This is a genomic window from Marinobacterium aestuarii (assembly GCF_001651805.1).
In the GTDB taxonomy this organism is placed as follows: domain Bacteria; phylum Pseudomonadota; class Gammaproteobacteria; order Pseudomonadales; family Balneatricaceae; genus Marinobacterium_A; species Marinobacterium_A aestuarii.
Window position 1 is genome coordinate 3,271,774 of sequence record NZ_CP015839.1, and the last position, 13,760, is coordinate 3,285,533.

General features: G+C 59.2%; 13 protein-coding genes. 7 read left to right on the forward strand and 6 right to left on the reverse strand.

The annotated features are described in order from the left end of the window. Positions 1-153 precede the first annotated feature (153 nt). Positions 154-1,458, forward strand: coding sequence for a D-serine ammonia-lyase (locus tag A8C75_RS14295; protein ID WP_067383684.1), 1,305 nt, complete (start codon positions 154-156; stop codon positions 1,456-1,458). 174 nt (positions 1,459-1,632) lie between these two features. Then, positions 1,633-2,991, forward strand: coding sequence for an alanine/glycine:cation symporter family protein (locus A8C75_RS14300; protein WP_067383688.1), 1,359 nt, complete (start codon positions 1,633-1,635; stop codon positions 2,989-2,991). A 292-nt stretch (positions 2,992-3,283) separates the two neighbouring features. Here A8C75_RS14300 and A8C75_RS14305 read toward each other — a convergent pair whose 3' ends face one another. Beyond that, on the reverse strand, positions 3,284-3,745 hold the full coding sequence (locus A8C75_RS14305; protein ID WP_067383691.1) for a hypothetical protein: 462 nt from the start codon (positions 3,743-3,745) through the stop codon (positions 3,284-3,286). A 206-nt stretch (positions 3,746-3,951) separates the two neighbouring features. Here A8C75_RS14305 and A8C75_RS14310 point away from each other — a divergent pair, with 206 nt between their 5' ends. Together A8C75_RS14310 and A8C75_RS14315 are read left to right on the forward strand one after the other, a co-directional pair. Beyond that, on the forward strand, positions 3,952-4,722 hold the full coding sequence (locus A8C75_RS14310; RefSeq protein ID WP_067383694.1) for a TlyA family RNA methyltransferase: 771 nt from the start codon (positions 3,952-3,954) through the stop codon (positions 4,720-4,722). A gap of 60 nt (positions 4,723-4,782) precedes the next feature. Then, complete coding sequence (locus A8C75_RS14315; RefSeq protein ID WP_067383696.1) at positions 4,783-5,607, forward strand: RluA family pseudouridine synthase; 825 nt, start codon at positions 4,783-4,785, stop codon at positions 5,605-5,607. 22 nt (positions 5,608-5,629) lie between these two features. Here A8C75_RS14315 and A8C75_RS14320 read toward each other — a convergent pair whose 3' ends face one another. The 3 genes from A8C75_RS14320 to A8C75_RS14330 all read right to left on the reverse strand — a co-directional run bounded on the left by A8C75_RS14320 (position 5,630) and on the right by A8C75_RS14330 (position 7,450). Further along, positions 5,630-6,466, reverse strand: a complete 837-nt coding sequence (locus tag A8C75_RS14320; RefSeq protein ID WP_067383710.1) for a 23S rRNA (adenine(2030)-N(6))-methyltransferase RlmJ — start codon at positions 6,464-6,466, stop codon at positions 5,630-5,632. Between the two features lie 76 nt (positions 6,467-6,542). Then, complete coding sequence (locus A8C75_RS14325; RefSeq protein WP_067383712.1) at positions 6,543-7,034, reverse strand: universal stress protein; 492 nt, start codon at positions 7,032-7,034, stop codon at positions 6,543-6,545. A gap of 101 nt (positions 7,035-7,135) precedes the next feature. After that, positions 7,136-7,450, reverse strand: a complete 315-nt coding sequence (locus tag A8C75_RS14330) for a 2Fe-2S iron-sulfur cluster-binding protein (RefSeq protein ID WP_067387342.1) — start codon at positions 7,448-7,450, stop codon at positions 7,136-7,138. Between the two features lie 330 nt (positions 7,451-7,780). Here A8C75_RS14330 and A8C75_RS14340 point away from each other — a divergent pair, with 330 nt between their 5' ends. The 3 genes from A8C75_RS14340 to A8C75_RS14350 all read left to right on the forward strand — a co-directional run bounded on the left by A8C75_RS14340 (position 7,781) and on the right by A8C75_RS14350 (position 10,702). Next, the gene (locus A8C75_RS14340; protein ID WP_067383715.1) at positions 7,781-8,341 is read left to right on the forward strand and encodes a TMEM165/GDT1 family protein; all 561 of its coding nucleotides are present in this window, start codon (positions 7,781-7,783) and stop codon (positions 8,339-8,341) included. Positions 8,342-8,547: 206 nt separating this feature from the next. Next, on the forward strand, positions 8,548-10,215 hold the full coding sequence (pgi, locus tag A8C75_RS14345) for a glucose-6-phosphate isomerase (RefSeq protein ID WP_067383718.1): 1,668 nt from the start codon (positions 8,548-8,550) through the stop codon (positions 10,213-10,215). A gap of 28 nt (positions 10,216-10,243) precedes the next feature. Then, positions 10,244-10,702, forward strand: coding sequence for a methylglyoxal synthase (locus tag A8C75_RS14350; RefSeq protein WP_067383721.1), 459 nt, complete (start codon positions 10,244-10,246; stop codon positions 10,700-10,702). A gap of 41 nt (positions 10,703-10,743) precedes the next feature. Here the strand turns inward: A8C75_RS14350 and A8C75_RS14355 are convergent, their stop codons facing one another. Beyond that, positions 10,744-12,003: an MFS transporter gene (locus A8C75_RS14355; RefSeq protein ID WP_067383723.1), complete on the reverse strand. Its 1,260-nt coding sequence runs from the start codon at positions 12,001-12,003 to the stop codon at positions 10,744-10,746. A gap of 187 nt (positions 12,004-12,190) precedes the next feature. Continuing rightward, positions 12,191-13,675: a Na+/H+ antiporter NhaC family protein gene (locus A8C75_RS14360; protein WP_227819931.1), complete on the reverse strand. Its 1,485-nt coding sequence runs from the start codon at positions 13,673-13,675 to the stop codon at positions 12,191-12,193. Positions 13,676-13,760 lie beyond the last annotated feature (85 nt).

Here is a 13,760-nt window from a genome sequence, read left to right on the forward strand (position 1 = left end):
GCAGAGCCCGGCGGCTTTGCGTAGCCCCAAAACGGCAGATTGACGCTAAACTTGCTTTAGTTTGCCTATAAGCGCATTGAATATTCATTGCTTGCGGTTGCTATAGGCTGACGCCAGAATGCGCGCCTCGATACAGCCAGTGACAAAGGAATAATGGTGCCAATACAAGACGCTAGCTCCATCGCCCACAGGCTCTCCCTTGGCAAACCATTATTCTGGCTAAACCCGGCCTGTGCGCACGACGCCCCACACCCTGAGCTGGAGGAAATAGAAGCCGCCGCTGCGCGCCTGCAACGCTGCGCCCCGCTGCTGGCGCAGCTGTTCCCGGAACTTGCGGCGGATAATGGCCTGATCGAATCCCCCCTGCTGGCGGTACCCGCGCTGCAACAGGCGCTTGCGCTACCGGGCAGGCTGCTGCTCAAGGCCGACCATGATCTGCCGGTGGCAGGCTCCGTAAAGGCCAGAGGCGGCTTCCATGAAGTACTCTGCCATGCCGAGTCCCTGGCGCTTGACGCCGGTATTCTGCACAGCATCGACGATGACTACCTCAAACTGGCAAGCCCCGAAGCCCGGGCGCTCTTTGCGCAGCATCTGCTGGGCGTGGCCAGTACCGGCAACCTGGGGCTCAGTATCGGCGTCATAGGCGCAGCCCTGGGTTTTGATACCTGTGTGCACATGTCCAGCGATGCCAAGGAGTGGAAGAAACAGCGCCTGCGCAACTTTGGCGTGCGCGTCATCGAGCACAGCAGCGACTACAGCGCAGCCGTGGCCGCAGGGCGCGCCGACACCGAAGCCAACCCCCGTGGCTACTTTGTCGATGATGAAAACTCACCCAGGCTCTTCTACGGCTATGCCGTGGCGGCACTGCGCCTGCGGGACCAGCTGGCCAGAGCCGGCATCCCCGTCGATGCAGAGCACCCGCTCATGGCCTATATTCCCTGCGGCGTGGGTGGCGCACCCGGCGGCATCTGCTTTGGTCTGAAACAGGTCTTCGGTAACGCGGTACATTGCTTCTTTGCCGAACCCGCCGAGGCACCCTGCGTGTTGCTGGGCGTGCAGGACCCAAGCATTCCATCGGTCTATGATATAGGCCTGAGCTGCCAGACCGACGCCGATGGCCTGGCGGTGGGCCTTGCCTCCGAATGGGTCTGTACGCGCATTCGCACTTTGCTGGCCGGCGTCTACACCGTGACGGACGAGAGCCTCTATCAAGACCTGTACCGACTGCAGAGCACCGAGCAGATTGCCATAGAGCCCTCTGCCGCCGCCGGCATTCAGGGGCCCGCCAGACTGCTGAGCCAAGGCGCCGACTACCTTGGCGCCCGCGGTCTGGAATCTCGCCTTGCGCAAGCAACACAGCTGATCTGGACCACCGGTGGGCGCCTGGTGCCCGACGAAGAATATAAAAAATTCCTCGAAAGAGGAAAAATAGCTTCTAATGAAACATTAACTGATTAAAATAGAATCTGTTTCCTACACGAAACAAACAGCCGGCAACACACAGTGCTCCGCACGCGTCGCGTCGAACCGTACTGCAGTCACCCTCACGCTGATCGCCGGGTGACTTCACATCATGCCGCACCTCTATCCGGGGGCGGGTGATAACAATAACAACGAGGAGGCTTACCTCTAATGGAAATGCTCACGTCCATCATCGGAGAGATTAACAGTATTGTATGGGGCCCGCTGATGCTGGTTCTGATACTGGGTGTCGGTCTGTTCCTGTCCCTGGGACTGCGTCTGATGCCGATACTGAAGCTGGGAACCGGCTTCAAACTGTTGTGGCGGGGCCGCAAGGCTGCCAGCGGCGACGAAAATTCCGGCGAAATTTCTCCCTTCCAGGCCCTGATGACCGCACTGTCGGCAACCGTGGGTACCGGTAATATCGCCGGTGTCGCCACCGCCGTCTTTCTCGGCGGCCCAGGCGCCCTGTTCTGGATGTGGATCACCGCCCTGGTCGGCATGGCCACCAAGTACGCAGAAGCCGTACTGGCCGTCAAATACCGTGAAGTAGACGAAGAAGGCAACCACGTCGGTGGCCCCATGTACTACATCAAGAACGGTCTTGGCAGCAAATGGGCCTGGCTGGGCATGGCCTTCGCCATCTTCGGTGCTATCGCAGGCTTTGGTATCGGCAACACCGTGCAGTCCAACTCGATTGCCAGTGTTATGGAATCCAACTTCGGCACCCCCACCTGGGTGACCGGCCTGATCGTGATGGTACTGGTCGGTGCGGTGCTGATCGGCGGTATTCGTCGTATCGGCCATGTCGCAGGCGCCCTGGTACCCGTGATGGCGGTGTCCTACATAGTGGCGGGCCTGGTGGTACTGTTTATCAATGCCGAGCAGATCCCCCACGCGTTTGATCTGATCTTCACCCATGCCTTCTCACCGGTTGCCGCTGAAGGTGGCTTTGCCGGCGCGGCTGTCTGGGCGGCTATCCGCTTTGGTGTTGCTCGCGGTATCTTCTCCAACGAAGCGGGCCTGGGTTCAGCCCCTATCGCCCACGCCGCTGCGCAGAACAAGAGCCCGGTACGCCAGGGTCTGGTCGCCATGCTGGGTACCTTTATTGATACCATCCTGATCTGCTCGATCACAGGCCTGGTTATCATTACCTCCGGGGTATGGACCAGCGGCGAGTCCGGTGCTGCCCTCACCTCCATGGCCTTTGCCCAGGCACTGCCGGGGCTTGGCAACTACCTGGTGGCGGTTGCACTGGCGATCTTTGCCTTTACCACCATCATTGGCTGGTCTTTCTACGGCGAGCGCTGCGTTGAATATATCTTTGGCGTCAAGTCCATCGCCCCCTACCGGGTGCTGTGGATTCTGGCGGTGCCTGCCGGTGCGGTACTGCACCTGGATTTCATCTGGCTGCTGGCCGATACCCTCAACGCCTTTATGGCGATCCCCAACCTGATTGCCCTGCTGCTGTTGAGCCCGGTGGTATTCCAGGTGACTCGCGAGTTTTTCGCCGAAAACAAGGATCTCTGATCCGGCGTAAAAACACGCGACTGAAGCAGCAAGACACAAAAAAGGACCGGCAATTGCCGGTCCTTTTTTAGTTATACACTGTTATATCCGCGTCCAGATCCGCTGCCTGCTCAGGCTAACAGACTGCCCAGCAGCCTGTCGGACTTGACCGATCGTAGCGAGGGAATGTCCGTTTTGAGGCAGTTTTTGAGCTCTTTTGAGGCGAATAGTGGTTCTATTTAACGAAAAAGAGCGCGAAAAATGACCACAATCGGCTTTTCCGCAGTAGATCAGCGTTAAGCCCTATTGGCTGCTAAAGCTTCAACCCCTGATTACCCACCGCAGGGCCATATTGCACCTGAACCCGTTGCGGCAACTCGGGATCGAAGCCACAAATAAGCCGCATGCCACCGCTGTCGACGTAATACTCCAGCGTGCCTTCACCGCGCGAACGCCAGCGTACATGGGTCATCTCCTGCTCATCCCACAGCTTCCACCAGTTGGCATCCCACTGCGCGGCACGACTGAAACCCGGCGCACAGTTGCGCTGGGCACGGGCTTCGTTTTGCTTGCCCCAGCACTCAAGATCCTTGCGGCACTGAATATCCTTAAGTCGTCCCGCCTTGGACGTCAGCTTCTTGATGCAGGCACTGACGACCAGCGGATTCATGCTGCTGGCCTGACAATCGCGGATGGCCTGCTCACTGGCCGCCAACGTCTGTGACGACAGCCCCCAGGCACCCGCCAGCAACAGAAACGGTAGCAATCCTTTCATCGATCATATTCCTGAAGGTTTTCAGCAGTGTAGCCTAAGAGCCCGGGAATTTTCAGCCGCAATCGGGCTTCAAGGCATCGCCACCGCCCCACATTGCGCGCCCGACAGGTAAAAAACCGCCGCCGCCAGCACCTGCTGGCTTTTCGCAATCCCGCCCACTGCCTATAATGGCGCCCTTCTTAAAAATGGCGGAGCACCCCACATCCATGCAGCGTATCGACATGATTCTGGTGGCACGGGCGCAGGCCAGTTCTCGCACCCACGCCCAGCGCCTGATCAGGGACGGCCGGGTGCAGGTTCAGCTCAACCATGAGTGGCAAGCGGTGACCAAGCCGGGCCTGAAGCTCGGCGCCGACATAGAGCTGCGCGTCAGCCCCGACCCGCAGGATCGCTTCGTCTCCCGTGGCGCTCTCAAGCTGCTGGGCGCGCTGGAGCAACTGCAGCTGGACCCGACCGGACTGGTCGCCATCGATGTCGGCCAGTCGACCGGCGGCTTTACCGACTGCCTGCTGCAGCATGGCGCCGCAGCCGTGGTGGGTATCGAAGTCGGGCACGATCAGCTTGATGCACGCCTGCGGGCCGACCCCCGCGTCACCTGCCTGGAGGGCATTAACGCCAGAGCGCTGAACGCAGAACAACTGCTGCCGCTGAGCCGTGATGGCGCAGGCTTTGATCTGGCGGTGATGGATGTGTCCTTTATTTCCCAGACCAAGATACTGCCGGCCCTGGCACCGCTGATCCGCGACGCTGGCCGTCTGATCAGTTTGGTAAAGCCGCAGTTTGAAGTGGGTCCCGGCGGCATAGGCAAGGGCGGCATAGTGCGTGATCAACGCCTTTACGCCAAGGTCGAAGCGGACATTCGAGCACTGTGCGAAGCCCTGGGCCTTGGCGTGCAGCACTATATGCCCAGCCCCATTACCGGTGGCGACGGTAATCACGAGTTCCTGCTGATCGCAGTACAGACCGGAAGGCTCTGAGTCAGGCACCGGTGGCGCAAGATCTGTATACTTGCCCCAATCATTACAGAGACAGATCCCATGGAACTGAAACGCACCCTGCCGACGGCCGTCGACAACGCACTGGAATACCTGACAGAGGCTACCGGCCTGCCGAAGAAGCGCTTAAAGGATGCCATGAACAAGGGCGCCGTCTGGCTGATACGCGGCACCCACGAGCGTCGCCTGCGCCGCGCCAATAACCCACTCAAGGCCGGCGACCGGATCGAACTCTATTACGACGAAGCCCTGCTGGATCTCAAGCCCCCCCAGCTTAGCCCCATCGAAGACCGCATGGGCTATACCCTCTGGTACAAGACCGCCGGCGTGATGTCACAGGGTACGCGCTATGGCGATCATATGGCGCTGCCGCGCATGGCGGAGCTGGCCTATGGCTACAAGCGGGAGATTTACACGGTACACCGGCTGGATCGCGAAACCCGCGGCCTGATATTGCTGGCCCACAATAAAAAGATGGCGGCCATACTGTCGAAACTGTTTCAGGATGGCGCTGTAGAGAAGGGTTACCAGGCCGTTGTGCTGGGAGAAGCACCGCTGGAGGGAACTGTGGATCTGGCGCTGGACGACAAGGCCGCCATCACCCACTTCACCCGGCTGGAATATGACGCCGAGCGCAACACCAGCGTACTGGAGATTCGCATCGAACATGGCCGTACCCACCAGATTCGCCGCCACCTGGCCCATATCGGCCACCCGGTGATGGGGGATCCGCGTTACGGCGAGGGCAACAAGAACCGCGAGGGTCTGCTACTGGTCGCGCACCGGCTCAACTTTATCTGCCCGATGCGCCGCCAGCCCACCGAATTCCAACTGCCCCAGCCGTTCGTCACCAAAACCAACAGCTGAAGCAACACCGCAGCACGGTGGGCTATTCGCCCACCAGCTGCTTCAACTCCCAGCGACCCTGTTCGGGCGCAATCAGGCTCTGCAACAGCGGCAGCGCATCCTTGAGCTCGCCCGGCAATGTCCAGGGCGGGTTGATCATAAAGAGGCCGCTGGATGTCATGCCGAAATCCTCGGTATCAGGCCCCAGACCCAGCTCCGCCTGCCACAAATTACGCACACCGGCGCTTTTGAAGCCCCGTACCATGTCGTCGATGCGCGCCCGCACCACCACCGGATACCAGATCAGGTAAGTGCCGATCGGGAAGCGCTTGTAGCCTTCGAGCACGACCTTAAGCACCTGCCGGTAATCCCCCTTGTTCTCGTAGGGCGGATCTATCAATACCAGCGCGCGCTTGGAGGGCGGTGGCAACAGCGCCTTGAGGCTGACAAAGCCATCGCTGCGCTCGACCCGTACCCGGCGATCCGTTGCAAAACGCTCGCTCAGCAGGCGATAGTCGCTGGGGTGCAGTTCAAACAGACGTAACGCGTCCTGCTTGCGCAGCAACTTCGCCGCCACCTGAGGCGAGCCGGGATAATGCTCCAGATCTCCCTTGGGGTTGATCTGGCGCAGCACCGCCATCAGCGGCGTCAGGGCATCGGGCAAAGGCTGCCCCCAAAGACGCCCTATACCCTCTTTAAACTCCGCGGTCTTTTTGGCCATGGCAGCGCCCAGGTGATAACTACCGGCACCGGCGTGGGTATCCAGATACAGCAGCGGCGTGTCCTTGGAGGTCATGTATTCAAGTGTGCGGGCAAGCACCAGGTGTTTCAGGACATCGGCATAATTGCCGGCATGATAAGCGTGACGATAGCTGAGCATCGGCGTTCCGGAGGCGTTAAAAGACGGGGGGCGCCAGCATACGCCGTCCCCCCGGGGGATTCCACTGTAAAACGGCCTAGTCTGCCGGCAGGGGCACAATCAGTACCGGGCGATCACTGTGCTGCATCACGCGCTGGGCGCTGGACCCCATAAACATCTTCGCCAGCGCCGAATGGGTGCGCGTGCCCATGACAATCATGTCGACATCCATCTGCCGGGCCGTTGCGAGAATTTTCTCTTCGACATTGCCCTTTTCGATCAGCACCAGGGGTTTGCTGAGCACCTCGGCCTTACCCGCGGGCAACTCATCAACCCAGAAGCGCTCCACCCGCTCGGTCATCTTGTTTCTGAGATCTTCAATGCCGGTTTTGCGCAACTGCGCCAGCACCTCGGGCTCAAAGTGGGTGTCGATCAGCGCCTCGGTTGACGGGCTCAGCACCTCCACCACATGTAAAAAAGTGATAGTGGCACCATGCTCAATGGCCAGCTTCACCGCCATGCGCAGTGCCGGCACCGAGTTTTCGCCCAGGTCCGACGCATACAGAATTTGCTTGATATCAGGCAGCATGATTCATGTCTCCTTTCGTCCTTCAGTTATAAGAGCCGCAGCGACAACTAAGAACCACGGCGCCTTTCACTTCAACCACCAACTCATTTCAATCCCCAGGATCAATACTGCGTATCCGGTATCTGCACCACCAGCCCATCCAGCCGCGGCCCTACTTCGAGTTGACAACTTAGGCGGCTGTTGGGCTTGCGCTCCGCGGCCACGAGTTCGAGCATTTCGAGTTCCGCCTCGTCAGGCTCATCCACCGCACCGGACACCACATAGACATGGCAGGTTGCGCAGCTGCATCCTCCGCCGCACTGGGCAACTATGCCTTCGATGCCCTTGTCTATCGCACCCTCCATCACGCTCCAGCCATCGGGTACAACCAGCTCCTGACGCTGTCCACCCGGTTCGATGTAGGTAATCTTCGCCATTGCCATCCCCTTGCCTGCCGATATACCTAGTGTAGCCAGTGCAGGACACAGACGCGGCCATTCAAGCGACAACGGCCAGGGAATTGGCAACAAAATGACATCCGGCGTTGCACCGCTCAAGCGCTTGCCTTAATATCCACCCCGCTCTTGGGGGAGTAATCTTCCGGTCGGCCGCGCCGACCAGAGTGGCTGTCAACATACTTGGGCCCCATGCCCATGGCAGTCACGTCCTGCGGGATTGATGAGACCTGAGACACGACAAGCTGCTCCTGGCGGGCCGGCTTGCTGTGTCTTGGTATTTTCAATTCAAGCCCGCCCAGGAACATGCCCATGGAAGCCCTGCTAGCCTCTGCCTCTGCCGTTGCCATCGCCGAGATCGGTGACAAAACCCAGCTCCTGTCGCTTTTTCTCGCCTCGCGCTTTGTTCAGCGCAACGCCATCATTGCCGGTATTTTGCTCGCGACCCTGCTCAATCACGCCCTCTCCGCCTGGCTCGGCGTCTGGGTTGCCCACTGGATTCCCGCCACCTGGCTGCCCTGGATCATTGGGCTGAGTTTTATCGCCGTCGGCCTCTGGGTACTGATCCCTGACAAGGAAGACGACGAAAATGCCGGCGTGCTGCGCTTCGGCGCCTTTATCGCCACCTGCGTGCTGTTCTTTATTGCCGAAATTGGCGACAAGACCCAGATAGCCACCGTCATACTGGCGGCACGTTTTGACGATGCCACCCTCTGGGTCATCATCGGCACGACCCTGGGCATGATGCTGGCCAATGTACCTGTGGTGTACGCCGGCGCCTGGCTGATGCAGCGCCTGCCGCTGGTCTGGGCCCGGCGCGGCGCCTGCGTGCTATTTGCAGGCCTTGGTATCGCGGCCATACTGATGCAGTAGCATCCTTGCCCCGGCGAATCCCTGCCCGGATGTGAAACCGACAGATCCGGGCAATAATTTACGAACAAAACATAAAAATTAACAAAAAAACGTAACAAACACCCACCAGATACTTGTTATTTAATTAAATTTACGTAAATTAACACAACTAAGATTCATCCTGGTCTACGACCGTTGATCGGTAACCCTAATAAGAGGAGCCCGAGATGGCCAACATCTCAGATTCTGACGCCTGGAAATTTCTGCAACAGCACGCCGGCGACATTGGCGACGTTCACCTGCGCGATCTGTTCGAACAGGATCCGAACCGTTACGAAAAATATTCGATTCGAGTGCAGAATATCCTGCTGGATTACTCCAAAAATCCGGTCACGGACGAAACCATGAAAGGCCTGCTGGATCTGGCCAAAGCCGCCGGCGTTGAAAACTGGCGCGAGCGCATGTTCCACGGCGACCGTATCAACTCCACCGAAAACCGCGCCGTACTGCATACAGCCCTGCGCAACCGCACCAATACACCGGTATACCTCGATGGCGAAAATGTCATGGAGGTGGTCAACCACGAACTCGGCCGCATGAAAGTCTTTGTCGATTCGGTTCGCAAGGGCGAGTGGCGTGGCTATTCCGGCAAGCGCATCACCGACGTGGTCAACATCGGTGTCGGCGGTTCGGATCTGGGTCCGCGCATGGTGACCCAGGCGCTGCGGCGCTATGCCGATGACCGCATCAAGGTACATTTCGTCTCCAACGTCGACGGCGTTGAAATTGCCAACGTGCTGCGCCCGCTCAACCCCGAGCGCGTCATGTTTGTGGTGGCCTCCAAGACCTTCACCACCAGCGAAACCATGACCAACGCCCAGACCGCACGTAACTGGCTGATGTCCTCCGCCTTTGACGAGCGTGCGGTGGGCAGCCACTTCGTGGCCGTATCCACTAACCACGAGGCGGTGAAAGCCTTTGGTATCAAGCGTGAGAACACCTTCCAGATGTGGGACTGGGTCGGCGGTCGTTATTCACTGTGGTCCGTGATCGGCCTGCCCATCGCCCTGTGTCTGGGCTTCAAACAGTTCGAACAACTGTTGACCGGCGCGCACGAAATGGACATCCATTTCCGGGATGCGCCCATGGAGAAAAACGCACCGGTCCTGCTGGCACTGGTTGGCCTGTGGAACAGCACCTTCCTGGGCCGTCAGTCCCAGGCGATTCTGCCCTACGACTGGCCTCTGGCGCGCTTCGCCGCCTACCTGCAGCAGGCCGATATGGAAAGTAACGGCAAATCGGTCGACCATGAAGGCAACCAGGTTCCCTACAGCACCGGTTCCATCATCTGGGGCTCCCTGGGCATCGACGGTCAGCACGCCTTCTATCAGTATCTGCACCAGAGCAAGACCGTGGTGCCGGCCGACTTCATCGGCTCGATTGAAAGCAGCACGCCAGTGCGAGGCCACCATGAAAACCTCATGGCCAATTTTTTCGCCCAGACCGAAGCCCTGATGAACGGCATCGACGAAGGCGAAGTGCGCCGCGACCTGGAAGCCAAGGGCATGAAGCCCGACGCCATCAATGCGCTGATTCCCCACAAGGTGCACGCCGGCGATCGTCCGACCAACACCCTGCTGCTGGAACGCCTTGATCCGCGCACCCTGGGCGCGCTTATTGCGCTGTACGAACACAAGATTTTTGTGCAGGGCGTGATCTGGGATATCTGTTCCTTTGACCAGTGGGGCGTCGAGCTTGGCAAGACCCTGGCCAAGCAGATACTGCCGGAGCTGACCGGCGGTTCCGTATCGGACAAACATGACAGTTCGACCCGGCACCTGATCGAGTACTTCAACGAACAGCGTCGCAAGACGGCCGAAGCAGCAGGACGCTAAGGCAGCCCTCAACCCCGAAGGAGATCCGATGCAGCAGAAAGTGATTCAGATGCCGGCCCGCAAGCGCATTGCGCTGATTGCCCACGACAATATGAAACACGAGTTGATTGACTGGTCACGCCAGAATCTGCAGCAACTGAGCCAGCACCAGCTGTTTGCCACCGGCACCACCGGCCATATGCTGGAACAGGAATTGCAGCTGCAGATCAACAAACTGATCAGTGGCCCCCTGGGCGGTGATCAGCAGATCGGCGCCATGCTGGTTGACCAGCAGATCGACATGGTGATCTTCTTCTGGGACCCGTTCGAGCCCATGCCCCATGACCCGGACGTCAAGGCGCTGCTGCGCATTGCCGCTGTCTGGAATGTGCCTGTGGCCTGCAACCGCAGCACCGCGGACTTTGTGATCGGCTCAGCACTGATGAACCAGAGCCACGAATACCGGGTGCCGGACTACGATGCGTACATCAAGCAACGCATAGGCTAACGCTCAAGTTCACTGCTCACCGCCTGAAAAGCCGGTAGCCCTCAGGGCTGTCGGCTTTCCTCCTTGCCCTGCCCTCCTTCCTCCTGCACCGCCCGATACAACTCATCCGAGCTGTACTGCGAGCCTGGCTGTGGCACAAAGCGAGGTTTGCTCAGCGCCATACCGCGCCGCGCACTCTGGTACAGACTGAACAGTGCCAGCATCAAGGCCACCGCGCCGTTAAACACAAAGAGCCCCGAAGGCCCCAGGGCCGACATGGCGGTACCACTGAGAAAAGGTCCAACGATAGCGCCAATACCAAAGCCTGCCAGCAAGGCCCCGGCGGTTTGCATGCGCCGCCCAGGGTCACCCCAGTCATTGGCATGGGCGCCGGCCAGGGAGTAGAGCGTAAAGGCCAGACAGCCGTAGCTGAAACTGCCGAGCAACAGCCACTTGACCTCCACTTGCTGCATCACCAGCCAGGCCAGTGCCCCACAGCACAGCGTAGTGCCCACGGATGCCAGGGCAATCACCTTGCGCCGCTCGATACGATCCGACAGGCGCCCCAGCGGTATCTGCAGCACCAGGCCACCCAGAATGCCACAGGCCAGAAAGAGTGCGATTTCATCGGCCGAGAGCCCCGCATCCTGGGCCGACAGTGGCCCCATGGTATAGAAGGACGCATTGATCAGGCCGGCGGCCATGGCGCCGAAAAACCCCACCGGGGATGCCTTGAGCACCGGTGAAATACGCAGTGGCCCGGGCGGTTCCGGCAAGGGCGCCGTGGTGCGGGTCAGCAGCACCGGAATCAGCGATACCGAGAAGGTAATGGACGCCAGCAAAAAGAGCCGGTAGCCCCCCGGGTCATCCAGCATCAGCAGCAGCTGCGCCGAGCCCGCCCCCAGATAGTTGATAATCATGTAGATCGACAGTACGGCGCCGCGGTTGTGATCCTCGGCCCTGGCATTGAGCCAGCTCTCGGTCACCACTATAAGTCCTGCCATGCTGAAGCCCGCGATCAGACGCAGTACAAACCAGAGCGTGGGCGACACCACCAGCATGTGCAGCAGCGGCGTAATGGAGATCAGCGACGCAAAGACCCCAAAGGCGCGGATATGACCCACTTTGTTGACCACGCCGGCCGCATAGCGGGCACCCAGAAACAGGCCGATAAAATAACTGCCCATGACAAGGCCGATCAGCTCGGTGGGGAAACCCTCCAGCCGGGTACGCAGGCTGAGCAGAGTGGTAAACATACCGTTGGCCAGCAACAGCAACCCATAGCTGGCCAGCAGTGCGGTCAGCTGACGAATAGGCCCCATTAATCAATCATCCCTGGTCTGCATTAAAAGATACGGCACCCCTTTGGTGCACCGGTATCTTGGCCCGTTAAGCTGTGGGGCGCCAGCGTGACAAACGACTAATAGCGCACTAATTGCGCCAGCAGGACGCAAAACGCCCGGGCATTGCTGCCCGGGCGTTGTTCTTCTAACCCCATTCAGCCTCGGCTCAGAGCATAAAGCCCAGCACCAGGAAACCGAACGCTGAAATCACACCGCCGAGCATCGCATAGGGCAGCTGGGTAATGGCGTGACTCATGGGACTGATGCCACAGGCCTTGGCCGAGAGTACCGTTGAGTCGCCATAAAAGCAGGCATGGGAGCCAAAGGCCGAGGCCGAAATCATGGCGCCCACCACCAGCGGAATATCAGCATTCACCGCCAGTGCCAGCGGCAGGATGATTGGCATGCCGACCACGAAGATGCCCCAGAAGGACGCCGTGGCAAAGGCCAGCGCCGCCATGACCACGAAGGCCACCATGGGCAGCATCTGCGACGTCATGAAGGCCGTGGTGGCATTGATCACGTATTCAGTGGTGCCCAGGGTATCGTTGATCTCGGCCAGCATAAAGCCGCAGAACAGGGTTCCCAGCGGCATGATCATGCCGACAAAGCCCTTCAGAATGCCATCAAACATCTGCCCCATGCTCAGCAGGCGCTGCACGCCAAAAAAGGCCAGGGTAACAAAGATCGATGCCATGGCACCGGACATGATGTCGATATCAAAGTACCAGGTGAAGAAAATCAGCGAGGCGATGGGGACGAAGAAATTCAGCGTATTGGATTTTTCCACACCGCCGACCAGCTCAACGTTATGGGGCTTATCCTCCTCGCTCAGCACTTCACCGCTGCTTTCGGCACGCAGCTCTGCAGCCTTCATCCGACCCAGCAACGGCAGCTTGCCGCTGATGGCCAGTATCACCACCGCAAGACAAACCCAGGCATAGAGCATGTAGGGAATGGAGTTGATGAACAGATCAATACCCTGACCTTCGGCTGCGACATTGTTTTCTTCCAGCAGGCCGGAAAAGAACACCGCCCAGGTCGAGAACGGCAGGATAATGCACACCGGCGCTGCCGTGGAGTCGACCACATAGGCGAGGAACTCGCGCGAGGTTTTGACCCTATCCGTGGCCTTGCGCATGGAGGCGCCAATAGTGAGCGCATTGAGGTAATCATCGATAAAGATCACCAGGCCCAGTGCCATGGTAGAAAACAGCGTGCCCTTTTTGGTATGCACCTTGGTGATCAGCCAGCGGCCGAAGGCTTCGGCGCCGCCCCCCATGGTCACCAGGGCAATCATGCTGCCCATCAGGCCACAGGCGATAAAGATCCAGGCCACCGTCTCGTTCATGAAGACATCAAGAAAGGTGGTCCCCAGCGCCGGAATGAAGTCCGCCACCGAATTGGTCATCACCAGGCCCACCAGCACACCAATGAACAGCGATTCGATGGTGCGTTTGGTATAGAGCGCCGTGACAACCACCACGACCGTCGGCAACAGACTGAGCATGCCAAAGCCGCCGTCGGCACCATAGGTGTGATAGCAGTAGAGCGCAAAGGCGATCACGGCCAGCGCGATGGCACCAACGGCTATGGTCTGACTGGGTCGCGCAGGTTCAAGATTCATGCTCGTGTCAGTGGAAGTACTCATGGGTATCCCTCGTTATACTTGTATTTCGCCGCAACGGGAACGCGACATCAGCCTCCCCGGGAGACTGGCGTCGACTTATTGCAAC